The sequence below is a fragment of the Burkholderia sp. BCC1972 genome, from assembly GCF_905339605.1.
Classification (GTDB): Bacteria; Pseudomonadota; Gammaproteobacteria; order Burkholderiales; family Burkholderiaceae; genus Burkholderia.
The window spans coordinates 43,302-66,866 of record NZ_CAJPGH010000013.1 but is presented as its reverse complement, the minus strand read 5'-3'; the positions used below and the strand labels follow the sequence as shown (position 1 = coordinate 66,866).

At 65.3% G+C, this 23,565-nt stretch carries 20 protein-coding genes; 9 read left to right on the top strand and 11 right to left on the bottom strand.

Features of this window, described 5'->3' with window-relative positions; all coding sequences use genetic code 11:
• Nucleotides 1–91 precede the first annotated feature (91 nt).
• The gene (locus tag U5798_RS19525; RefSeq protein WP_322082922.1) at nucleotides 92–1,144 is read left to right on the top strand and encodes a DUF3592 domain-containing protein; all 1,053 of its coding nucleotides are present in this window, start codon (nucleotides 92–94) and stop codon (nucleotides 1,142–1,144) included.
• A 30-nt stretch (nucleotides 1,145–1,174) separates the two neighbouring features.
• On the opposite strand, the gene U5798_RS19520 is transcribed toward U5798_RS19525, so the two are convergent.
• From U5798_RS19520 to U5798_RS19500, 5 genes are all read right to left on the bottom strand, one after another.
• A complete protein-coding gene (locus tag U5798_RS19520) occupies nucleotides 1,175–3,400 on the bottom strand; it encodes a phospholipase effector Tle1 domain-containing protein (protein WP_322082921.1) in 2,226 nt (741 codons plus the stop codon).
• Complete coding sequence (locus U5798_RS19515) at nucleotides 3,393–4,169, bottom strand: DUF3304 domain-containing protein (protein ID WP_322082920.1); 777 nt, start codon at nucleotides 4,167–4,169, stop codon at nucleotides 3,393–3,395. The genes U5798_RS19520 and U5798_RS19515 overlap by 8 nt, the downstream gene beginning before the upstream one ends.
• Nucleotides 4,170–4,444: 275 nt before the next feature.
• Entirely contained in the window at nucleotides 4,445–5,401 is a 957-nt protein-coding gene (locus tag U5798_RS19510; protein WP_322082919.1) for a DUF4123 domain-containing protein, read from the bottom strand.
• 2 nt (nucleotides 5,402–5,403) lie between these two features.
• Nucleotides 5,404–7,959, bottom strand: coding sequence for a type VI secretion system Vgr family protein (locus U5798_RS19505; RefSeq protein ID WP_322082918.1), 2,556 nt, complete (start codon nucleotides 7,957–7,959; stop codon nucleotides 5,404–5,406).
• Between the two features lie 307 nt (nucleotides 7,960–8,266).
• The gene (locus U5798_RS19500) at nucleotides 8,267–8,881 is read right to left on the bottom strand and encodes a CGNR zinc finger domain-containing protein (RefSeq protein ID WP_322082917.1); all 615 of its coding nucleotides are present in this window, start codon (nucleotides 8,879–8,881) and stop codon (nucleotides 8,267–8,269) included.
• Nucleotides 8,882–8,962: 81 nt separating this feature from the next.
• Here U5798_RS19500 and U5798_RS19495 point away from each other — a divergent pair, with 81 nt between their 5' ends.
• Nucleotides 8,963–9,778, top strand: a complete 816-nt coding sequence (locus tag U5798_RS19495; RefSeq protein WP_322082916.1) for an alpha/beta fold hydrolase — start codon at nucleotides 8,963–8,965, stop codon at nucleotides 9,776–9,778.
• Nucleotides 9,779–9,802: 24 nt separating this feature from the next.
• Here the strand turns inward: U5798_RS19495 and U5798_RS19490 are convergent, their stop codons facing one another.
• The 3 genes from U5798_RS19490 to U5798_RS19480 are packed head-to-tail and all read right to left on the bottom strand — an operon-like array spanning nucleotide 9,803 to nucleotide 12,035.
• Nucleotides 9,803–10,561 (bottom strand): amino acid ABC transporter ATP-binding protein, encoded by a 759-nt coding sequence (locus U5798_RS19490; protein WP_322082915.1) that lies wholly within the window; start codon nucleotides 10,559–10,561, stop codon nucleotides 9,803–9,805.
• Nucleotides 10,558–11,238, bottom strand: a complete 681-nt coding sequence (locus tag U5798_RS19485; RefSeq protein WP_322082914.1) for an amino acid ABC transporter permease — start codon at nucleotides 11,236–11,238, stop codon at nucleotides 10,558–10,560. The genes U5798_RS19490 and U5798_RS19485 overlap by 4 nt, the downstream gene beginning before the upstream one ends.
• A gap of 14 nt (nucleotides 11,239–11,252) precedes the next feature.
• Nucleotides 11,253–12,035 carry an amino acid ABC transporter substrate-binding protein gene (locus U5798_RS19480; protein ID WP_124455791.1) on the bottom strand — a complete coding sequence of 261 codons (783 nt, stop codon included), beginning with the start codon at nucleotides 12,033–12,035 and terminating at the stop codon, nucleotides 11,253–11,255.
• 327 nt (nucleotides 12,036–12,362) lie between these two features.
• Between U5798_RS19480 and U5798_RS19475 the strand changes: the two genes are divergently transcribed.
• Nucleotides 12,363–12,635: a hypothetical protein gene (locus U5798_RS19475; RefSeq protein WP_124455792.1), complete on the top strand. Its 273-nt coding sequence runs from the start codon at nucleotides 12,363–12,365 to the stop codon at nucleotides 12,633–12,635.
• An 89-nt stretch (nucleotides 12,636–12,724) separates the two neighbouring features.
• Here U5798_RS19475 and phnY read toward each other — a convergent pair whose 3' ends face one another.
• Together phnY and phnA are read right to left on the bottom strand one after the other, a co-directional pair.
• On the bottom strand, nucleotides 12,725–14,179 hold the full coding sequence (gene phnY / locus U5798_RS19470) for a phosphonoacetaldehyde dehydrogenase (protein ID WP_322082913.1): 1,455 nt from the start codon (nucleotides 14,177–14,179) through the stop codon (nucleotides 12,725–12,727).
• Nucleotides 14,180–14,208: 29 nt separating this feature from the next.
• Complete coding sequence (phnA, locus tag U5798_RS19465) at nucleotides 14,209–15,447, bottom strand: phosphonoacetate hydrolase (RefSeq protein ID WP_322082912.1); 1,239 nt, start codon at nucleotides 15,445–15,447, stop codon at nucleotides 14,209–14,211.
• A gap of 209 nt (nucleotides 15,448–15,656) precedes the next feature.
• Between phnA and U5798_RS19460 the strand changes: the two genes are divergently transcribed.
• The 6 genes from U5798_RS19460 to U5798_RS19435 all read left to right on the top strand — a co-directional run bounded on the left by U5798_RS19460 (nucleotide 15,657) and on the right by U5798_RS19435 (nucleotide 22,659).
• The gene (locus U5798_RS19460) at nucleotides 15,657–16,712 is read left to right on the top strand and encodes a putative 2-aminoethylphosphonate ABC transporter substrate-binding protein (RefSeq protein WP_124455795.1); all 1,056 of its coding nucleotides are present in this window, start codon (nucleotides 15,657–15,659) and stop codon (nucleotides 16,710–16,712) included.
• Between the two features lie 92 nt (nucleotides 16,713–16,804).
• Nucleotides 16,805–17,896: a putative 2-aminoethylphosphonate ABC transporter ATP-binding protein gene (locus tag U5798_RS19455; RefSeq protein WP_322082911.1), complete on the top strand. Its 1,092-nt coding sequence runs from the start codon at nucleotides 16,805–16,807 to the stop codon at nucleotides 17,894–17,896.
• On the top strand, nucleotides 17,893–19,620 hold the full coding sequence (locus U5798_RS19450; protein WP_322082910.1) for a putative 2-aminoethylphosphonate ABC transporter permease subunit: 1,728 nt from the start codon (nucleotides 17,893–17,895) through the stop codon (nucleotides 19,618–19,620). The genes U5798_RS19455 and U5798_RS19450 overlap by 4 nt, the downstream gene beginning before the upstream one ends.
• 49 nt (nucleotides 19,621–19,669) lie before the next feature.
• Nucleotides 19,670–20,800, top strand: a complete 1,131-nt coding sequence (locus U5798_RS19445; RefSeq protein ID WP_322082909.1) for a 2-aminoethylphosphonate--pyruvate transaminase — start codon at nucleotides 19,670–19,672, stop codon at nucleotides 20,798–20,800.
• A 102-nt stretch (nucleotides 20,801–20,902) separates the two neighbouring features.
• Nucleotides 20,903–22,291, top strand: a complete 1,389-nt coding sequence (locus tag U5798_RS19440) for an FAD-dependent oxidoreductase (protein WP_322082908.1) — start codon at nucleotides 20,903–20,905, stop codon at nucleotides 22,289–22,291.
• Nucleotides 22,288–22,659 (top strand): hypothetical protein, encoded by a 372-nt coding sequence (locus U5798_RS19435; protein WP_322082907.1) that lies wholly within the window; start codon nucleotides 22,288–22,290, stop codon nucleotides 22,657–22,659. Before U5798_RS19440 ends, U5798_RS19435 begins: the two co-directional genes overlap by 4 nt.
• Nucleotides 22,660–22,836: 177 nt before the next feature.
• On the opposite strand, the gene U5798_RS19430 is transcribed toward U5798_RS19435, so the two are convergent.
• Nucleotides 22,837–23,562, bottom strand: coding sequence for a phosphonate utilization associated transcriptional regulator (locus U5798_RS19430; RefSeq protein ID WP_124455801.1), 726 nt, complete (start codon nucleotides 23,560–23,562; stop codon nucleotides 22,837–22,839).
• Nucleotides 23,563–23,565: the final 3 nt, after the last annotated feature.

The following is a 23,565-nucleotide window of genomic DNA, read 5'->3' as shown; positions in this document are numbered from 1 at the left end:
GCATCTTGCGCACCGTTTCCGCTAGAATCGTCCGACAAATATCACACGACCGGCACAGGCACCGTCGTTTGCCCGCCGGCACTGAGAGAACATGGGACGTCAGACATGGAAGCATGTGAACGAGACGCGACCATTCAGAGGGCATGGTTGCGCCGATATCGGCCTGTCCGTCGGGACGAGCCGTTCACCCGATCACACCCGAATCCGCCGCGCGGCGCACGAACCGGATCGGGTCATGCCCGGTAAGGGCCCGCTCGTCGCGATGCTGCTCGGCATCGTGCTGCTCGTGCTGGCCGGCGTGCTCGCCGTCACGGCCGGCGGCGCGACCGGCCGCCTGGTCCGCGCGCCGGGCACGGTCGTGCGCATCGTGCAGGACAGCGACGCGATGCGCGCGTACCGGCCGATCGTCGCGTACCTCTCGAACGACGGCCGGCGCCGCGAAGTTGCCGGCAATACCGCGTCGACCGTCCCCGCGTACGACATCGGCGAGAACGTCGACGTGCTGCTCGACCCCGACCATCCCGACCGCCCCGCGCTGATCGACGATTTCGCGCAACACTGGTTTCCGGTGGTCGTGCCGGCGCTGCTCGCCGTCGTATCGTTCGCGATCGGCGGCCTGCTGATCGCCGGCGAGCGTCGCCGCCGGCAATCCGATCCCGCACCGCCGACCCGCGCCGCACGCAGGGAGACGCGGCGCCGCTGGGATATCGCGATCGTGGTGATTCCGATCGCGATCGGCACGAGCTTTCTCGCCGGCGCCGGCGCGGCCGGCCTGCGCCAGTGGCAGATCGTCCATCACTATGCGCGCTCGACCGGCCATGTCGTCGAGATCGCGACGAACGGAACATCGTCGCGGTCGCGCACGTCGCTGTATTCGGCGATCGTCGCGTTCACGACCGACAGCGGGCGGCTGATCACGTTCGCGCAGGGCTCGGCGTCGTCGCATCCGGGCCTGCACGAAGGCGACGCGGTCAACGTGCTGTACGACCCCGTCACCCCCGAGCGCGCAATCGTCGACCGCTTCTGGGAACGCTGGGGCCTCACGGCGATCCTGTTCGCGATCGGCGCGCCGTTCGTCGCGGCCGGGTTGTTCATCGCCGCGACGCTGTGGCCGGAGCAGCGGCACCGGGAAGTGGAGCCGTAACGGCGCGCGGCTACGCTCCTCCTCGACGCGTCATACGCCCGGCAGGCGCGCCGGCCTCGACGCGTCGATCGTCTGATTCTGGCGATCAGCGTGCTTCGCCCGACGCTCGTCGCGGTCATGCTGCTTCTTCTCCGCCGCGAAGTCCGTCGTGCCGAACGTATCCGTCGCGCGCGTCTGGAAGTACAACGGACCGGAAAGCAGGTGATCGTGCCAGCTCGTCAGCATCGTGTCGTGAACGAGAAAATCGAACAGCGCCATCACTTCGGCTGGCAACGGATTCTTGCCGGCGACTGCCTCGCTCCAAACCTTGGCCAGCGCAACCTGGTCCGGCGCAAGCAACGACTCCTCGATCACCCGGACGCTGGTATCGACATCGGTTCCCCACGGCTGGATGCGCTGCGTCTTCACCCTCTCCGCCGCATGCTTCAGGCTGTCCTGCCGCGCCGCCCGCTGGGTCATCTCCGCTGCCTCGTGCTCCAGCCGCTCCCACACGCTTTCGGCTGGCCGGGCGAGTTCGACCCGAGTTTTACGCAACGCGATGTCCTCGGCCAGGTTCGCATCGTCAAGCCGGCTTTGCGCTTCGATCAGCTTCTTCGCACTGCCGAACGGGCGCCGACGCTCGGCGTCGTAAGCCGCCTGCGCATCCTGCTTGGCCTTCAAGAGCCGCTGATGCTCCGCCTTGAGGCGATCAGCCTCCTGCGTCACTGATGAACGGAACGCCGGTGACTGGTAACGCACGGCGATCCAGCGGATAAACACCTGCATGTGCGCCTGGAAATCCAGCCCTGGCTTGCGCGGCACGATCTTCTGGTACGCGTTGATGAGCTCGGGCATCGTGTAGGAAGCGCCGCCTTCGGAGATACGCCGGGCCAACGAAAACCGCTGGTACGTCAAAGGCTTGTACTTGTACAGAAGTTCCATCGAGTCGATCGCGACACCTGCCTCGTATGCAGCATTCAACATGTCGCGCAACGGAATGCGCTGCAACTCCGCCCGCGCACCGAGCGACCCTGGCGGCGCGCCTCCCGTCACGTCTTCGCTCGTTCCGGGATACAGGTACTGCTCGCCACGCGTCTTTTCCAGGCTGTCGAGCCGCTGGTAGAAACGCAATTCGTGCGCAGCCGCGAAGTGGACGCAGCGTTGCACGGCCGCCGGCACGGCAAGGCTCAAGTCGCTGAAGTTCTGCTTGAGCAGGTCGAGCACCGGCAACGCGCTCAGCAGCTTGTTTTCCTCCATGACCGACGACACCGCATCGAACAGCCCCATGAATTTGATCTCGATCGGCACACCCCGTATCGCGAGATCACTGGCACTGCGTCGCTTGTACTTCTCGGCGAGTTCGTTGGCAAACACCCGTGCAACCACGGCCCCTCGGTCGGCAGCAAAAATCGACACCTGGATCCGCTGCAGTTTCTGACGCTCCTTCAGTGCGTCGTCAAACGTCTTCTCGAACTGCTCCAGCGCCATGGTCACACGATCCTGCACGCCCGTGCCCATAACACGGGCAAGCGCGCGGCTGTCGCGAAACCACGGTATCGAATCGAGCCCGGTGGTGATCACCGTGCCCTTGACGAAGGTCCAGCCGAATTTCCACGGATGTTCGGCGAACTCATACAACGTCGAACGCAACACGGCGCGGCCGCGTCGGACGTACCGGTCGGCCGACATCATCTTCACCATGCGCAGCGCCCGGTCCGGCAACTGCTCGGCCGTCTTCACGATGTCGTTGAAGGCAGCCGCCACCGGTTTGAACGAAAGCTCCGACCAGCCTTTCTTGATGCCTTCCTGCATCGTCTTCTCGGGATCGATCTTCAACCGGCTGCTACCCGAAATCTGGCCAGGCAGTCCCTTCAATTTCTCAGCCGCACGGCTCTCCACCGTTTTCGTGACCTTGTTTCCCGCGCTATCGAGCACCCCGATCTTCGCCTCGGAATTCAGGTCCGTACCGATTCCCGAGTAATAGTAGCGATACCAGAGCTCATTCGAGTAAGTGGGCGTCTGACGCCGACGGTCATCCTTATCCCGATGCGCCTCGAACAGCCGGCAGATGTTCGAGAAGCGTGAAGTCGCCGGATCGTCTTCGTTACGGCTTCGCCCGAAACCATCGAAGAAGAATCCGACATGAACGATACCGCCGCACGGAATGCAGTCGTCGGACTTGTATGCCTGAACGCTCGCGGCCCGTTTGCTGCGAACCATCTCCGGCGTCCGGTCGGCCGGATCCAGGTTGTTGTTGTCAATCTCGGGATCAGCCACGTGCCACCTCCTTCTGCTCCGGACGGAAGCGCTTGATCTCATCGACGGTGGCGGGTGACAGCTTCCGCATCGCGTCACCGAATGCATCCGGTTTTCCCTTCGTTTCCACGAGGATTTTCTGCACCGCCGGGTATTCATCGAAGCGTGGATTCACGACCAATGCGTAGTAGACGTACTGTTCAAGATCCTTCTCGCTCGTCAGCCCGTACTTCTTCCAGCCGTCCGCCGCTACGCGCACGGTGCGTCGGAACGACTTCGCATCATCGAGGTTGTCCGGGTTGGCCGCCTTGCCGTACGTCCGTTGAAACCACTCGTCGACCTTTGCGTAGGAAATCCGTGCGCCCTGCAGATCGTCGCGGAATTCGAATTCAACGTGATCGTCCGGATAAAAGTGCAGGGCCAGCACATTCTGGCCTGGCTTGCCCTTCACTTCGGTCGGCGGCATATGCACACGGGCCGTCTTCCTGATCACGGAAATATCCTGCTGCGCATCGATCTGTTTTTGCGCAGCGTCTGCGTCGTAAACATCCCAATCGACCGTGAAATCCGTGCCCTTCAGGGCATAACAACAACTCACGCTACCCGCACCCGAGCCTGGCATCAGATCGCCGCCGCCACTCGCCTTGTTGCCGTACTGATCGCGGATGACAAAGTGATCGAGGTTGTACGACGTATAGTTGAACGCCTCGACCCCCACGCTACTGTAGACCGGCTCCGATGACGACTTGTCGCATGCCGACAGCGACACCGTCGCCACGATCATTGCCATGACGGCAGTCCGGCCGATAGCGCACGAGAACCGCGTGGACATGTTGAACGATTTACCCATTCCAGGACTTGTTCCTTGTTTTGACTTCAACCCACCATGCTCGAAAGCGCTTGATTTCATCTGGCCTGGCTTGCCCTTCACTTCGGTCGGCGGCCCATGCACACGGGTCGTCTTCCTGAACTTCTCAAGCGGTGCGCAAAGATCGGGATCGTCGTCGATATCTCACATTGCCCGCTCGACCGTGAAGTGCGCACCCTTGAACGTATAACGACAACTCAGCCCCCTCTCCTGCGCCCCGTCAACTCGTCGACATGCCGCTCAACCGCCGCCTCGACCGCATCCAGCGTCGCCGACGCGCTCTCGCCATCTGCGAGCCGCTGCAAGATCGGCTGCACCGCCGGATGCTCGTCAAACGTCCGCGAGATCAGCACACCCAGGATCGTATATCGCGCGAGCACTTGCTCCTCCTTCAATCCGTACGTGGCTGCGCGCGCAAGCTGCGTCTCGACTCGCTCGATCCAGTCGGCGTCCGCCACCTCGTCTTCGTCCACGTCGCAGGACCGTCTGAGCTGCATCGCCAGCTTGTCGGGATAGCCGACTTCGAGCAGCCGCCGGTGCTGCGCTTCGCTCAGCATCAGCGGCGTCGGATCAGGCGTGTACAACGGCGGCTGCGAATTGCGCCACACTACCGGCCGATTCCGGCGATCGCGACTGCCCAGTGCATGGCAGGGCGCAATGAATGCCTGCCACAGTGCCGGGTCGAATCCCTGATGCAGCCGCGTCAGCACGCGGTTGTCGTAGAAATGCAGGTAGAAAAGCCGCAACGCCGGATTGCGGAATGTGCAAAAACGCCGGAAGTGCTGCGCCAGTGCATCCAGCCCGAATGGCGATGCCACCCAGGTCAGCATCGGACGATCGGCCACATCCATCCACAACTGTCGGAGCAACGCGTGACGCCCGTCGGGGCCGTCGAGCACGTCGGGTTCAATCGCAATCAGGTATGGTGCGATGTCGTGATAAGCCGCCGTCGACAGGCCGTCCCACAGCGACACGTATCGCCAGTTGCGATCCTCGACCCAGCGCTTCTGAAGATCTGGCTGGCTCCGCGTGTCGACCAGCAGGTACAGGGACGATGCCTGCCCGTCGCGCGGTGCGAGCAACGATGTACGAAGATAGTCGACATGCAGCAGCCACGGGTCGATGGCGCGCTCGACGGTCCGGATATCACTCATCGTCAGGCTCCGGTGAACATGTCGCACCCGTGATGAGCGCCGAGCAGGCACTCCTTGTAGACACCGTTCGGCAGTTGGGGCAATGGATACGCCTGACTCGTCGGCCCGGAAAAATTGTGCTGCGCGCCTTTCACGTCTATTTTTCCGGGTGCATGCAGCTCGATGTTGCCGTCCTTGATCCGGATGTACGCTCCACCCGACGTCAACAGGATTTCCTGCTTCGCCGCCACATCGACCGTCTGTGTGGCGGACATGACCTTGACCGCCTTCTGCGCGGTCAACTCGATATCATCCGTGTGCGCCCGAATCTCGACCTTGCCCTTACCGGCGAACAGCTTCATCCCCGCGTTCTGCGCAAACAGGCTGATCTTCTCGATCACGCCGGCAACCAGCGACTGGCCAGCCGCCACATGCACGCTGCCACCGCTGACCACGTTGGTCTGGTGCGCCGCACACAGGTGCACGTCCTGTTGAGCGGACAACGCAATGCCTGCCGGACTGCCGAACAGCATTAGCGGCAGCGAGAACGCATTGGCACTGCCGGTTCCACCACCAGCCGTGCGCCCCCCAGACGACTGGGGCGTATCGGCTTTCCGGGTCGCGTCGGCGAATGCCTTCATTTCGTTGTGGCCATCCTTCAGGCTCTCTGCCCGATGCTGTTCGCTCACCCCCGACATCGTGCCGAGCAGTTCAGCGGAGCCGGACAACTGCTGACGCGCATCATCGACGTCGAGCGGCTGGCTGGCCACCGTTTTCGGGTAAGTCGACAGATACAGCCCCTGGCCGGCGCGCATCGCACCGTATGCATCGGTTCGCAGGTCGAAGCCGCTGCCGAGATACCCGCCGCGCGAATTGCCGCTCTGCTCGATCAGGTAACCGAGGTGAAGCATGCTGTTCGCGTTGCTGCTGAACAGCTTCGCCCGGGTCTGGCCCGTCGCGTCGTCCAGCGACATTTCGTTGTAGCCGCTGCCCGCATATTCCTTCGAGCGAAACCCAGACAAAATGCCGTTGCTGTGCCATTGCGGCCGTGTTGCACCGTTGTAGACGCGATGCAGCACAACCGGCCGGTCGCAATCGCCGCCGACATAGCCGACGATCACTTCTTCGCCGACACGCGGCAAATGCACGCCGCCATATCCGCTGCCGCTATCCGATTGTGCGACACGCAGCCAGCACGACGCGCGCTCGTCGCCGGCATTGCTCCGATCCCAGACGAACCGGACCTTGACCCGGTTCAGCTCGTCCGTATACACCTCTTCGCCCTCCGGGCCGACCACGATCGCCGTTTCAAGGTGCATCAGCGGCTTGTCGTGCTCGAACGGACTGCGGAACGGCAAGCTCACGCGCTGCGCCTCAACCTCCACCCGATAAAACCCGGCGCTTCCGTCCTCGTGGGACGCGGACGACGATACGTTCTGCGTCCGCTCCGCGCGTGCGTCGTCGATGCGGCGCTGGAGGCTATGCGGGAAATCTCCGTCGCGCACCGAGCCCGGCAAATTGTTCTCGATGTAGCGCCGGACCTTGATCGCAGCGAACTGACGCTGCTCGACCGGATCGGCATCGTGCATCGGGTGATGGTCAAGCGTGAAGCGGCGCCCCGCATCGATGCCGCGCACACCGCCGATGCCGTGAAAACGCTTCGCGCGCGACTCCCATTCCTCCAGCCGGACCGACGACAACTGCTCGCCGCGCGCCTGGGCACCATAGGTATAGGCGCCGGTGTACTCGTAGACCTCGGCCTGCGCAGGTAAATCGCCCTGGTCGCTGCGCGTCGGCAACGTCGTCCCTTTCGGCGAAAAGGCCGTCGACGGCGACTTGTAGTCGAACGTCCGGGTCGTGTATTGCGTGCTTTGAAGCGTGCGAGATCCTGACCATTGCGTAAATGCGTCGACCTCGCTGCCGCTACCGAAACGGGAGAATTCGACCGTTTCCGGCGTCATTGCATCGATCGTGTGGATATCGTCGGTCACGACGAGCGTATGGGATGTCCCGTCGGCCGCATGCCGCCAGAAGCCGAACAGGCCTTCCTGCTCCATCAGACGATGCACGAAGTGCCAGTCGGTTTCGCTTTGCCGGCAATACGAGCGCGTCGGCAGCGGGCGCGACAAGGCGAATTCGAATCGACCTCGAGCCTGCGGATGCATTGCAAAAACGTCCGCGATGATCTGATCTGCCGGCTGGTCCTGCCAGTACCGCATATCATGGCGAAACTTCAGAAAATGCATCCAGGACGCAACGATCAACTGATAACTGGTCAGGGCGCCGTCGGAGCCAAGGCGTCGCGCGGTATGCACATAGCCGTTGAGCGGCTGATAAGACGCGTTCGCCTGCCGGACCCAAAGCGTCATCGGCTGCGCGATGAGCATCTTGAGCTCGAGGGTGGCGGCCGCGGACAGCATGTCGATCGTGATGCTGAAGTCTCGGCCAAGTTCGCCATCGATAATTGCGCGCCGCGGAACCAGCGCATTTCCAGGCAGCGCTGGAATATCCGATTTCATCAGGCGATCTTGCTGAATTAGGCCACCTCGAATGGCCTGAGCCAGGTCGGTCGTGTTCATGTATTACCCGCCGTTTTTGATTCGCTCGTGCCGGCGCGCTCTCTCAGGCGCACCCCGTCGTACCTGACAGGAATTTTACAGATACTTTCAATTTCTAAGAAATATCGACCGCGCGACTTATTCGGGATGTTGCATAACTTGAATGTCTTGCCGCCCCAGATAACGAACCGGCAAGAAATACTGAAAACGAAAGCGCATCGGCTGGAGCGGCAGGCGTTAACCGCACGCCATGGAAGTTTTCAGGTCATTTTTACCGTTAAACGCACTCGTTTCATTTAATCCTCCGGAATCTGCTCCGCGCGCCGCTTCACCGCTCCCGAAACGCCTCCACCTTCGCGCGATTCCCGCACGTGCGCATGTCGCACCAGCGGCGCCCGACGCCGCGGCCACGATCGACGAAGAACCAGGTACACCGGCCGCACTGCCGCACGCGCGCGAAATCGTCGCTGCGCAGCAACTGCTCGAAGCCGAGCGCGGCCGCATCGATCCAGCGCGACGCGGCACGCGCGTCGGGCCGCCACGCGAAACGGCCGTCGACCGCGTCAAACGCACTGCGCCCGATCGCTTCGCGGATCGCCACCGCAAGCCGGTCCACTGCGCGCGCACCGGCGCCGCCGCCGCCCCCGGCCGTCAGGTGCGCGACCGCGACATACGCATCGTCGCGAAAGCGACGCAGCGCAACCAGCTCGTCAGGCCCGTCCTGCCGCAGATGACGCAGCAGCCGCGCCAGATCGTCCGGCGCCAGTAATCCCGATTGCTCCGCCCACGCGCGCACGGCCGGCCAGTCGACGAGCTTGTCCTCGTCGCGCGTCTTGCCCGTGTCGGCCACCGTATTGAGAAAATCGAGCGCCGGATGGCCGCCGACGAAATCGGCCGCACCCCATGCGTGCGCGTGTCGCGCAGGCTCGGATCGAGTAACCATTTAATTTCACCTATAGGTTTCACATCCGGAGAATCCGGCGTAACCTGTTAACAATCAAAACAGGTTAGCACGGAGAAGCCGATGCTCGAACTCGCGAATCGCTTCAATTTCGAAGGCCACCGGATTGCATGGGGCACGCTCGGAGAAGGCCCGCCGCTCGTGCTCGTGCACGGCACGCCGTTTTCGTCGCAGGTATGGCGCCGGATCGCGCCGTGGCTCGCGCGGCGGCATCGCGTGTATTTCTACGACCTGCTCGGCTACGGCCAGTCCGACATGCCGGACGCCGACGTGTCGCTCGGCCGACAGAACGCGTTGTTCGGCGCAATGCTGAACGAGTGGGGAATTTCGCAGCCACGCGTGCTCGCGCACGACTACGGCGGCGCCACCGTGTTGCGCGCGCACTTTCTCGACGGCATCGAGTACGCGGATCTCACGCTCGTGAACCCGGTCGCGATCGCACCGCAAGGCTCGCCGTTCGTGCGGCATGTCGCGCAGCACGAAGCCACATTCACCGGCTTGCCCGCGTATGCGCATCACGCTCTCCTGACGGCCTATCTCGGCAATGCAGTGGCGCGGCCGCTGGGCGACGAAGCGCTGTCGATCTACCGCGCGCCGTGGCTCACGCCGGCCGGCCAGGCCGCGTTCTATCGCCAGATCGCTCAGATGCGCCAGCGCTACATCGAGGAAGCCGAGGCGCGCTACGCGCCACCGGACTTCCCCGTGCGCATCGTGTGGGGCGAGGACGACGCGTGGATTCCGCTCGAGCAGGGGCAGGCGCTTGCCGATCGCATCGCGAACGGCACGCTGATCAGGGTGCCGCGCGCCGGGCACCTGGTCCAGGAGGATGCACCGGAGGCGATCGTCGCCGCGGTACTGGATGGGCACGCGCCGGGCTGAACGCCATCGGCATCGCGTGCCGCATCAAAACGCCGGCACGCCCTGCGCGAGCGTCGCGACGAACTTCGCGGTGCGCGGGTCGCGCGGCCGGACGAACAGGTCGCGCGATGCGCCGGCTTCGACGATGCGGCCGTTGGCGAGGAATATCGCGTCGTGCGCGATCGATGCGGCCAGGCGCAAGTCGTGCGTGGCCATCAGCATCGTCGTGCCTTCGCGCGCGAGCTGGCGCAGCACCTCGACCACTTCGACGGACAGCTCCGGATCGAGCGCCGACGTCGGCTCGTCGCACAACAGCACCTGCGGAGACGGCGCGAGCGCCCGTGCGATCGCGACGCGCTGCTGCTGCCCGCCCGACAGCGTGGCCGGCCATGCGTCGGCCTTGTCCGCGATACCGACCTTGTCGAGCAACGCGAGCGCCCGCTCACGCGCCCGTTCGCGCGGCCAGCGCTGCACGGTCACGAGCCCTTCCATCACGTTCTGCACGACACTCAGGTGCGGAAACAACTGGAAGTTCTGGAACACCATGCCGGTCTGCCTGCGCACCGCGAACACCGCGTCGCGCGACGGCCGGCGCCCCGGCGCGAATTCGATGCGCGCATCGCCGACCGCGAGCGTACCGGCCTCCGGCACTTCGAGCAGGTTCACGCAGCGCAGCAGCGTGCTCTTGCCGCTGCCGGACGGGCCGATCAATGCGGTCACGCTACCCGGCTGCAACGCGAGGTCGATCCCGCTCAGCACGCGATGCGAGCCGAACGACTTGTCGACGCGTTCGAGTCGGATCATCGCAACTCCGCCTGAAACAGCGCGTGGCGGCCGAAGCGAAGCTCCAGTCGGCGTTGCAGCGACGACAGCACCGAGCTGAACAGCAGATAGATCAGCGCGGCTTCGGTATAGAGGATCAGCGGTTCGTAGGTCACGGCCGCGATGCGTTGCGCGGCCTGGAAGATCTCGGGCACGGTCAGCACGGCCGCGAGCGACGTGTCCTTCACGAGCGAAATGAATGAATTAGACAGCGCGGGCAATGCGACGCGCGCGGCCTGCGGCAGGATCGCGCGGCGCAGCGCCTGCGCGCGCGTCATCGCCATCGAGTACGCGGCTTCCCACTGCCCCTTCGGGATCGACTCGATCACGCCGCGGATCACCTCGGCGTTGTACGCACCGACGTTCAGCGAGAAGCCGATCACGGCGGCCGTCAGCGGATCGAGCACGATGCCGACGTTCGGCAAGCCGTAGAAGATCACGAACAGCTGGACGAGCAACGGCGAGCCGCGGAACAGCCAGATATAGAAGCGCACGGCGGCCTGCGCCCAGCGCGGCCCGAACAGCCGCGTGAGCGCCGCGCCGAATGCGAGCAGCAGGCCGATCGCGAACGACGCGAGCGTGAGCGGAACCGTGAACACGAGCCCTGCGTAAAGCAGGGGTCGCAGCGATTCCGCCATCAGGTGCAGCCAGGCCGGCATCGTTCAGCCTCGCGTCACGGCTGCGACACGTCGCGGCCGAAGTACTTCTGCGAGATCTTCGCGTAGGTACCGTCCGCCTTGATGTCCGCGAGCGCCTTGTCGATCGCGGCCACCAGCGCGGGGCTGCCCTTGCGCAGCAGCACGCCGGACGCGTCGCCCGCGCCGCTCGTGTCGGTCGCCGCGATCTTCAGTTTCGCGTCGGGCTTGTGCTTGCGGAAATCGAGGTACGACAGCGAATCGTTGATCGTCGCGTCGACACGCCCGGACGTCAGCAGGTCGATCGATTCGTTGAAGCCCTGTACGGGCACCACGTCGGCGCCGTGCGCGGCCGCGAGCTTGCCGAAGTTGCTCGTCAGCGTGTTCGCGGACTTCTTGCCCTTCAGGTCGTCGAACGAGCGGATCGTCGTGTTGTCCGCGCGCACGATCAGCACCGCGTGCGACGTGATGTACGGTGACGAGAAATCGTATTTCGCCTTGCGCGCGTCGGTGATCGACACTTCATTGACGACCGCATCGTAGCGGTTCACGTCGAGGCCCGCGATCAGGCCGTCCCACTTGCCTTCGACGAACTGCGGCTTCACGCCGAGGCGCTGCGCGATCGCCGTGGCGATATCGACGTCGAAACCCGTCAGCTTGCCCGTTTCGTCGTGGTACGTGAACGGCGCGTAGGTGCCTTCGGTGCCGACCCGGAACACGCCGGCCGATTTGATCTGCGACAGGTCGTCGGCAGCCAGCGCACTGGTGGCCGCCGTGGCCTGCAGCAGTGCGACGATCAGGATGGAACGGAGGAATTTCATGGTGCGGACCCCGAATGATTGGAGAGAATCATCCCGCCGGCATGCATGCGCCGTTCGAGAGGTCCGCGAATTCTACCGACGCGTTGGGGCGCGGCAAAAACGCAAATCGGCTAACGATATGAGCGCCACGAATAACGCGCCGGCCAGCCACCGTCATCCCGCCGATGAGATCCGTCGCGATGCAGCGCGGCAATCGTCCGACGATTCGTTACCGGTGGTTACAGAAGCGACACCACGGTATCACCCGTTCCGCATGCGCTACGTACCATGAAGGCAGGTAAAACTGTTGCTCGCGGGCCTCGCCCCCGCGAACGGAGTGAACGGCAAATGAAACGCATCCTGTTCTCCAGTGCCGTCGGCCTCGCGGCCGCCTGCCTGTCGGCAAGCGCATTCGCGCACGCCGATGTCGGCGTGTACTTCGGCGTGCCGGGGCCGGTGATCGAGGCGCCACCGCCTGTCTACTACACGCCGCCGCCCGTCGTGTACGAGCCGGCACCGGCCTATTACGGCCCGTACTACGGCGAATATCGCTACCGGCGCTACCGGCACGACAACGGCTGGCATCGCGGCTGGCGACATCACCGCGACGACGACGATTGACCGTCGCCTGACGGCCATCGCGGCCGCATCCCGCCCGGGGAAATTCCGCGCGCCGGCCTTCGAGCCGGCGCGCGCGCATCACACGCCGCTTACCACGGCAGCGAATACGTCTTCGTATTCGTGAAGCTCTTCATCGCCTCCTGCACGCCTTCCTTGTACCCGAGCCCCGAATCCTTCACGCCGCCGAACGGCGTCAGTTCGAGCCGGTAGCCCGGCACCTCGCGCACGTTCACGCTGCCGACTTCCAGCTCGGTGATGAAGCGCGTGATGTGGTCGAAGCGGTTCGTGCATACCGACGACGACAGCGCATAGTCGGTGCTGTTCGACATCCGGATCGCTTCGTCGATGTCGCGAAAGCGCATGATCGGCGACACGGGGCCGAAGGTTTCATACTTCACGAGCGGCATGTCGGGCGTCACGCGATCGATCACCGTCGGCGAATACAGTGCGCCGTTGCGCACGTTGCCGACCAGCAGCCGCGCGCCGCGCGCAATCGCATCGTTCACCTGCTGCTCGCAGAACTTCGCGGCCGCCTCGTCGATCACCGTGCCCATGTCGACCGACGGATCGGACGGATTGCCGTACGACCACGCACGCGTCTTCTCGACGACGAGTTCCGTGAAGCGATCGGCCACCGATTCATGCACGAGCATCCGCTTGATCGCCGTGCAGCGCTGCCCCGAGTTCTTGTACGACCCCGACACCGCGAGCGTGCTCGCTTCGTCGAGATCGGCATCCTCCATCACGATGATCGGATCGTTGCCGCCGAGCTCGAGCACCGCGCGCCGGTAGCCCATGCGCGACGCGATCGACTTGCCGATCGACACGCCGCCCGTGAACGTGATCAGGTCGATCGCCGGGTTCGTGATCAGTTCGTCGGCAATCTCCTTCGGGTCGCCGGTAATCACCTGCAGCATCTGCGGCGGCAAGCCGGCTTCGTACAGGATGTCCGCAAAGAGATAGCACGACAGCGGCACCTTCTCCGACGGCTTCACGACGATCCGGTTGTTGGTCGCGACCGACGGCACGATCTTGTGCGCGACCTGGTTCATCGGATGGTTGAACGGCGTGATCGCCGAAATCACGCCGAGCAGCGGATCGCGCTGCGTGTACACGCGGCGCTTCTTGCCGTGCGGCGTCAGATCGCACGAGAAGATCTGCCCGTCGTCCTTCAGCACCTCGCCCGCGCCGAACGTCAGCACGTCGGCCACGCGGCCCGCCTCGTACGTCGAATCCTTGATGCACAGCCCGGCCTCGGCCGTGATCAGCGCCGCGATCTCCGCGGTGCGCGCACGCACGATCTCGGCTGCGCGGCGCAGGATCGCCGCGCGCTCGTGGCGCGTGAGCGTCGGCCGGTATGCACGCGCGACCGCGAATGCGCGCCGCACGTCGTCCAGCGTCGCCTTCGGCACGGTGCCGACCAGCGAGCCGTCGTACGGATTGCGCACGTCGATGACCGCGTCCCGATGAATCCGTTCTCCATTGATTCGCAGTGCTTCGCGTCGAATCCCGCGGACGTCCGTCGATGCTGCAATGGCGTTCATGAGTGTGTCCCCTTACGGATGCATGCGTATCACTGCAGGTGGTTGAGCGCGATGTCGATGATGTCGAAGTTGCGCAGCCGCGCGCGGCCCGTGACGTCGGTCGCGACCGGCTTGCTGAAGATCAGCGGCACGATCTGCTCGGAGATGCCGCCGTGCGAGCGCAGCGGCACGTCGAGGCCCGACAGGTCGTGCTTGATGCGGCGCGTGCCGAGCACGACGTCCTGCTTCGAGATCACGATCAGGTCGCCCATCCGCGCGGGCGGCAGCTCGAAACGCGCGCAGCCTTCGGCGCCCGTCAGCACGACCTCGATGCCGTCGACCGCGGCAAGCCGTGCGCGCAGCGCGTCGGCATCGGCCGTCGGCGGCACGTAGACGGTCGCGAACGAGCCGAGCGCGCCGTGGTGCACGACGTACGGATCGGTGATCGGCAGGATCACGCGCGCGGCGTCGTGGCCGAGCCACTCGTCGAACAGCTCCTGCAGGTAGATCACGTTCGGCTCGCCGGTCTCGCCGTCGTGCTTCGCGTTCATCCCGTGGTCGGCCGTGATCGCGACGATCGCGCCGAGTTCGTCGAGACGCCGCAGGTAGGTGTCCATCATCGCGTAGAACGCGTTTGCGCCTTCCGTGCCGGGCGCGCACTTGTGCTGCACGTAGTCGGTGGTCGACAGGTACATCAGGTCGATCGGGCGCGTCTCGAGCAGGCGCACGCCGGCCGCGAACACGAATTCCGACAGGTCCGCGCTGTACACGCTCGGCACCGGCTTGCCGACCAGCTCGAGCACGTTGTCGATGCCGTTTTCCTCGACGCTCGCCTCGTCGGCCTTTTCCGACGAGAAGCAGATGCCCTTCAGCCCCTTGCCGAGCAGGCGGCGCAGCTTGTCCTTCGCGGTGACGACCGCGACGCGCGCGCCCTGATCGGCGAAGGTCGCGAGCACGGTCGGCGCGACCAGGTACTTCGGATCGTTCATCAGCACCTCGGCGCCGGTGTCGCGATCGTAGAAGTAGTTGCCGCTTATCCCGTGGATCGCCGGCGGCACGCCGGTCACAATCGACAGGTTGTTCGGGTTCGTGAAGCTCGGCACCACGCACTCGCCCTTGAGCGCCGTGCCCGGCTTCAGCAGCGTGCGCAGGAACGGCGCGACGCCGGCCTGAGCGGCTTCTTCCAGATATTCGTATGCGCAGCCATCGACGCAGACGACCACCACGGGCCGGCTCATCCAGTTGTAGCGGCGGCCGTTCACTTCCACGGATACAGGCGTTTCACTCATGACGTTCATTCCTTTCAGGTCGAAGGGTGTGAGCCGTCGGCGCCCGCGCCGCGCCGAAGGGAGGTGTTTTCCATGCTTGACATTAAAATTGATGATTTGTAGATTGTCAACAACATGCAGAGAACAGAAAGCAAAACAACGTAGCAGCAAGAGGGCTGGTCTCCACTCATCCGCCGTGTGCCGCGGCGCCACAGTCAAGGGGTCTGAAGATGAACGAAGTGCCGGTAAACAAGCGTTTGAATGCATGGGCGGCGGGCGCGGCCCGTTTCGCGCTGGCCGCGGCGGTCGCGCTCGGCGCCGCGCAGGCGGCGCACGCGAAGACGTCGCTGCTCGTCTACACCGCGCTGGAAGACGAGGCGATGAAGCCCTACAAGGACGCATTCGAGAAAGCGAACCCCGATATCGAGATCCGCTGGGTGCGCGACTCGACCGGCTCGGTCACCGCGAAGCTGCTCGCGGAGAAGAACAACCCGCGCGCGGACGTCGTGCTCGGCCTCGCCGCATCGAGCCTCACGCTGCTCGACCTGCAGGGCATGCTGATGCCGTACACGCCGAAGGGCTTCGACCAGCTCACGCGCAAGTACAGCGACGCGAATACGCCGCCGCACTGGGTCGGCATGGACGTGTGGGGCGCGACGATCTGCTACAACCGCGTTGCCGCGCAGGCGAAGAACATTCCGAAACCGACGTCGTGGGAAGACCTGACGAAGCCGGTCTACAAAGGCGCGATCGTGATGCCGAGCCCCGTGTCGTCGGGCACCGGCTACCTCGACGTGACCGCATGGCTGCAGACCTTCGGCGATGACAAGGGCTGGAAATTCATGGACGCGCTCGACAAGAACGTCGCGCAGTACGTCCATTCGGGCTCGAAGCCGTGCACGCTCGCCGGCACCGGCGAATTCCCGATCGGCATCTCGTTCGAGTTCCGCGGCCACGAACTGCAGGCGCAGGGCGCGCCGATCGATCTCGTGTTCCCGAAGGAAGGGCTCGGCTGGGACATGGAAGGCACGGCGATCATGAAGACGACGAAGCAGCCCGATGCGGCGAAGAAGCTCGCCGACTTCATGGCGAGCAAGGACGCGAACCAGATCACCGCGCGCTGGTGGGCGATCGTCGCGTATCCGGGCGTCGCGCGGAAGCTGGCCGGCATCCCCGACAACTACTCGGACCTGCTCGTGAAGAACGACTTCGTGTGGTCAGCGAAGAACCGCCAGTCGATCCTCGATACGTGGCAGAAGCGCTACGGGGCGAAGGCGCAGCAATAACGCGGCAACCGGTAGCGGGGCCGCGCAGCGCGCCGCCCCGCCCTTCCCCTCGTCGAATCCGGCCTCCGGGCCGCCCCAGCATGGAGGCGCGCATGGCACCTTACCTGAGCGTAGAACGCATCGAGAAGCGGTACAACGACACGCAGGTCCTCACCGACATCAACCTGAGCGTGATGAAGGGCGAGATGATCTGTTTCCTCGGGCCGTCCGGCTGCGGAAAAACCACGCTGCTGCGGATCATCGCGGGGCTCGAGACGCAGAACGCCGGCCAGATCATGCAGGACGGCCGCGACATCTCGCGGCTGCCGCCGCAACTGCGCGACTACGGCATCGTGTTCCAGTCGTACGCGCTGTTCCCGAACCTCACCGTGTACGACAACGTCGCGTACGGGCTCGTGAACCGCAGGATGAAGCGCGACGCGATCCACGAGCGCGTGCACACGCTGCTCGCGCTGGTCGGCCTGCCCGACAGCCATCGCAAGCATCCCGGCCAGCTGTCCGGCGGCCAGCAGCAGCGGATCGCACTGGCGCGTGCGCTCGCGACGTCCCCCGGCCTGCTGCTGCTCGACGAGCCGCTGTCGGCGCTCGATGCGCGCGTGCGCGTGCGGCTGCGCCAGGAGATCCGCGCGCTGCAGCAGCGGCTCGGCGTGACGACCATCATGGTCACGCACGACCAGGAAGAAGCGCTGTCGATGGCCGATCGCATCGTCGTGATGAACCACGGCGTGATCGAGCAGATCGGCACGCCGCTCGAAATCTACCGGCAGCCGGCTTCGCCGTTCGTCGCGGACTTCATCGGCCGCGTCAACACGATTCCCGCCGAAGTCGCGCAGGACGGCACGCTGCGCGCGGGCGCGGTCGGCCTCGACTGCCGCCACGGCGCGGCCCGCCCCGCGCAAGGCGCGGCGGTATCGGTCTACGTGCGGCCCGAGGACCTGCGCATCCGCGTGCCGGGCGAAACGGCCGACAACGTGCTGGCCGGCCGCGTCGAGAAGCTCGAGTTCCTCGGCGCGTTCTGCCGCGTGAGCTTCCGGATCGACGGGCTCGACGGCCAGGAGATCGTCGCCGACCTGTCGTATCACGACGTCGACCGCACCGGCGTGCAGGCCGGCGCGCGCATCGACCTCGCGCTCGATCGCGAGCATGTCCGCGTGTTCCCGTGCGCGAAGGAGCGACTGCAATGAGCACCGTCCTCACCGAGCGCCGCCGCCGCGCCTCCGCCCCCGCCGACGTGCGGCAGATCACGCACTGGCACGACCGCATCGCGCAGCTCGCGCTCGTCGCGATGGCCGCGCTGATGTCGCTGTTCCTGCTGCTGCCGCTCGCGCTCGTCGTGCAGAAATGCTTCGTCGACGCGGACGGGCGCTTCGTCGGCGCGCACAACTTCGTCGAGTATCTCGAGGACAGCGGCGTGCTGCGCTCGATGCTGCATTCGCTGACGGTCGGCGCACTCGTCACGCTGATCGTCGTGCCGATGGCGTTCACGTTCGCGTATGCGCTGACGCGCTCGTGCATGCCGCTGAAGAACGCCGCGCGCACGATCGCGCTGCTGCCGCTGCTCGCGCCGACGCTGCTGTCGGCCGTGTCGTTCATCTACTGGTTCGGCAACGCGGGGCTGCTGAAGCCGCTGCTGCACGGCCATTCGATCTACGGGCTGCCCGGTATCGTGCTGAGCATGGTGTACGCGTCGTTCCCGCACGTGCTGATGATCCTCGTCACCGCGCTGTCGCTCGCGGACGGCCGGCTCTACGAGGCCGCCGACGCGATGGGCACGAGTCGCATCCGCAAGTTCTTCACGATCACGCTGCCCGGTGCGAAGTACGGGCTGATCAGCGCGACGATGGTCGCGTTCACGATGTGCATCAACGACTTCGGCGTGCCGGTCGTGATCGGCGGCTCGTACAACGTGCTGTCGACCGACATCTACAAGCTGATCATCGGGCTGCAGGATTTCAACCGCAGCGCGGTCGTGAGCCTGATGCTGCTGTGTCCGGCGCTGGTCGCGTTCGGCGTCGACTTCTTCATCCGCCGCCGCCAGCAATCGCAGCTCGGCGCGCGCTCGACGCCGTACCAGCCGAAGCCGTCGCGCGGCTTCGACGCCGCGATGCTCGCGTACTGCACGCTCGTGTGCGCGTTCTTCATCGCGGTGGTCGGCATCTCGGTGTTCGCGTCGTTCGTGAAGTTCTGGCCATACCAGATGACCCTCGGGCTGCAGCATTACGAGATGGGGCTGATCGGCGCCGGCATCTTCGACGCGTACAAGAACAGCCTGCGGATGGCCGCGACGGTGGCGGCCGGCGGCACGATCGTCGTGTTCGGCGGCGCCTACCTGATCGAGAAGACGCGCGGCGCACGCTGGCTGCGCGGCTTCATCAGCCTGTGCGCGATTTTGCCGATGGGCGTGCCGGGGCTCGTGCTCGGCATCAGCTACATCTTCCTGTTCAACGCGCCGGGCAATCCGCTGAACGCGCTGTACGGGTCGCTGTGGCTGCTCGCGATCGTCACGGTCGTCCACTACTACGCATCGAGCCACCTCACCGCCGTGACCGCGCTCAGGCAGATCGACAGCGAGTTCGAGGCCGTGTCCGCCTCGCTGAAGGTGCCGTTCTACAAGACCTTCCTGCGCGTGACGGTGCCCGTGTGCCTGCCGGCGATCCTGCTGATCGCACGCTACTTGTTCGTCAACGGGATGACGACGGTCTCGGCCGTCGCGTTCCTCTACTCGCCGGACACGCAGCCCGCATCGGTCGCGATCCTGAACCTCGACGACGCGGGCCAGATGGGCCCGGCCGCCGCGATGGCCACGCTCGTGCTCGCGACCTCGTCGTTCGCGTGCGTGCTGTTCGCCTGCATCTCGCATCGACTTTTGCGCCGTACGCAGGCCTGGCGCAACCCGCATCGCCACTGATTTTTTTAGCCGCATTCACGTGACGTCCCGACTTCATCAAGGAGACACCATGCCGCTCGCCGCCCAGCCCATCCTGCTCACCCCCGGCCCCCTGACGACCTCCGACACCACGCGCGACGCGATGCTGCGCGACTGGGGGTCGTGGGACAGCGACTTCAACGCGATCACCGCGCGACTGCGCGAACGCCTGCTGCAGATCGTGCACGGCGAAGGCACGCACGAATGCGTGCCGCTGCAAGGCAGCGGCACGTTCTCGGTCGAGGCGGCCCTCGGCACGCTCGTGCCGCGCGACGGTCACGTGCTCGTGCCGAACAACGGCGCGTACTGCCAGCGCATCGCGAAGATCTGCCGCGTGCTCCGCCGCCGGCTGACGACGATCGACTACCGCGAGGATCGCCGCGTCGATCCGGCCGACGTCGAGCGCGCGCTCGCCGCCGACCCGACCATCACGCACGTCGCGCTCGTGCACTGCGAGACGGGTGCCGGCGTGCTGAACCCGCTGCACGACATCGCGCAGGTCGTCGCGAAGCACGGACGCGCGCTGATCGTCGATGCGATGAGCTCGTTCGGCGCGATCGACATCGACGCGCGCACGACGCCGTTCGACGCGGTGATCGCGGCGTCCGGCAAATGCCTCGAGGGCGTGCCGGGGCTCGGCTTCGTGATCGCGAAGCGCAGCGCGCTCGAACGCTGCGAAGGCAACAGCCATTCGCTCGCGATGGACCTGTACGACCAGTGGGTCTACATGCAGCGCACGACGCAGTGGCGCTTCACGCCGCCGACGCACGTGGTCGCGGCGCTCGACGCGGCCGTCGCGCAGTACGTCGACGAAGGCGGGCTCGCCGCGCGCGGCGGCCGCTACCAGCGCAACTACCGCGCGCTGATCGACGGGATGCTCGCGCTCGGCTTCCGGCCGTTCCTCGATCCGGCGATCCAGGCGCCGATCATCGTCACGTTCCATGCGCCGGACGATCCGAACTACGACTTCAAGCGGTTTTATCAGGAGGTCAAAAAGCGCGGCTACATTCTGTATCCGGGCAAGCTGACCGAAGTCGAGACGTTCCGCGTCGGCTGTATCGGCCACTTCGGCGAAGCCGGTATTCCGGGCGCCGTCGCGGCGATCGCCGACACGTTGCGCGCGATGGGCGTGCGCCGCGTGTCGGCCGAAGCGGCAGCATGACGACGTGACACGATGCACCCGGCCGCGTGCTTACGCGCATGCGGCCGGCCGTTTTCCGGCCGTGCGCGGCACGTGCCCCGACCCTTATAGACGAACACCCCGATGCGACCCTTCTGGATCGAACAAGCGCTGTTCAACGACGGCGATCTCGCCCCCGCGCTGCAGGGCGCGACGCAGGCCGACGTGTGCATCGTCGGCGGCGGCTTCACAGGGCTCTGGACCGCGATCCAGGCGAAGCAGCAACACCCCGCGCTCGACATCGCGATCGTCGAGGCCGACCTGTGCGGCGCCGGCGCGAGCGGCCGCAACGGCGGCTGCCTGCTCACGTGGTCCGCGAAATTCCTGACGCTGCGGCGCCTGTTCGGCGAAGCCGAGGCGATCCGGCTCGTGAAGGCCTCCGAAGCGGCCGTGCAGCACATCGCCGATTTCTGCCGCGCGCACGCCATCGATGCCGAACTGCGGCTCGACGGCACGCTGTACACGGCGACGTCGCGCGCACAGGTCGGCACGCTCGCGCCGGTGCTCGACGCGCTCGCCGCGTGCGGCATCCACAGCTACGAACCGCTGCCGCCCGCCGAAGTCGCGCGCCGCTCGGGTTCCGCGCGCAATCTCGACGGCGTCTACTCGCCGATCGCCGCGACCGTGCATCCCGGCAAGCTCGTGCGCGGGCTGCGCCGCGTCGCGCTCGCGATGGGCATCCGCCTCTACGAACGCACGCCGATGCTCGACTTCACGCCGGGGCAGCCGTCCGTCGTGCGCACGCCGTCCGGCAGCGTCACCGCAGGCAAGCTCGTGTTCGCGATCAACGCGTGGATGGCGAGCCGCTTCCCGCAGTTCGAGCGCACGATCGCGGTCGTGTCGAGCGACATGGTGATCACCGAGAAATGCCCGGAGCTGCTCGAAAAAACCGGGCTCGTGGACGGCGTGTCGGTGCTCGATTCGCGAATCTTCGTCTACTACTACCGCACGACGGCCGACGGCCGGCTGATGCTCGGCAAGGGCGGCAACACGTTCTCGTGGCGCAGCCGCATCGCGCCGGTGTTCGACCGGCGCTCGCCGTACGAGGCGCAGCTCACGCACAGCCTGCGCGAATTCTTCCCGTCGCTCGCCGGCGTGCCGGTCACCGCGAGCTGGAACGGACCGTCGGATCGCTCGGTCACGGGCTTCCCGTTCTTCGGCCGCCTCGACGACGCGCCGAACGTGTTCTACGGCTTCGGCTATTCGGGCAACGGTGTCGGGCCGAGCTACATGGGCGGGCAGATCCTGTCGTCGCTCGTGCTCGGCCTCGACAACGCGTGGACGCGCAGCCCGATCGTGCGCGGCCCGCTCGGCCACTTCCCGCCGGAGCCGATCCGCTATGTCGGCGCGCACGTCGTGCGCAACGCGATCCGCCGCAAGGAGCGCGCGGAGGACGAAAACCGGCGGCCTTCGGTGGTCGATACCTGGCTCGCGAAGTTTGCGAGCGCGGCGGGGAAGGCGGACAAGGCGTGACGGCATCGAGCAGACGACGTGTCGATTCATTTCGAGCATTTGCAAACCAGGATCGTCGCGATACGATTCGTGATCTCGCCAATACATATGAAGAAATGATGCGCTTTCTGCTGTTCGCCGCACTCGCCGTGATGGTCGGTGCGTGCTCGAAATATAGAGATGAGAAATGGACGGCGCTTCGTGAAATGCCGGCCTTCGCCGAACCAAACGACGATAGGACCCAACCGATCTTTACGGTCAGGAAAGGCGAGTCCTGCGCCCCCGTGGCGGATCGGGCTGCAAAGGTCTATGCATACACGCAAGTGCGCTGTGAATCCGGAACCGGTTGGGTACTGGACGACTTCTTCGATAAACGGCGCGGCAAATGATCAGCTGCGAGGGATCACCGCATTCGGTCCGACCTCGTTAACGTCGGGTGAAGCGACGGCCGTCATAGTCGGCTGCACGAACGAGCCGTACGTGAGCCCGCGTCGACCACGAAAGGCCGTAAGTCAACCGTTCCGTGGCTTTTCGTCGTCAACGTGCGGGACAGATAACACGTCCACTCACGCGCCGGTCTTCTCCCGCGCCGCCTTGCCCGCCGCTGGCAGCCCCTGCTCATGCGTACGACGCATCCGCGCGAGACCGTGCGCGACGTGCTCGCGCACGAGCGCGACGGCCTTCTCCTCGTCGCCGCCCGCGAGCGCCTGCACGATCTTGTCGTGCTCGGCCGCGGACACCGAGATCGCATCCTCCTCGGCCTCGATCGCGGCCTGGCGCAGCAGCCCGAGCTGGCGCACGAGGCGTCGGTAGGTATCGGTGAGGTGCGTATTGCCGACGCCGACGACCATCGCGTCGTGGAACTGCACGTTCAGCTCGGTATAGCGCGTGACGTCGTGCGTCTTCGCGGCATCCTTCATCGACTGGATGATGCCCTTCAGCACCTTCAGCGTATCGGGCGAGATGCGCTTCGCGAGCGCGCGGGCGACCGATTCGTCGAGCATCGCGCGCACTTCGTAGATCTCCTCGGCCTCGCGCAGCGGCACGACGCGCACCGTCACGCCGCGGTTCTTCTCGTTGCGCAGCAGGCCGGCCTGCTCCAGCGCGCGGAAAGCTTCGCGCACGGGGCCGCGCGACACGTTCAGCTTGGTCGCGATATCGACTTCGTTGAGCTTCTCGCCTGGTGCGTATTCACCGGAGACGATCGCGCGCTCGAGCATGTCCTGGACGATCATCGCGAGCGACTGGCTTTGCAGGAGTTCGATGGCGCTGAGCGCGTTCGGGGAAGTCATGGT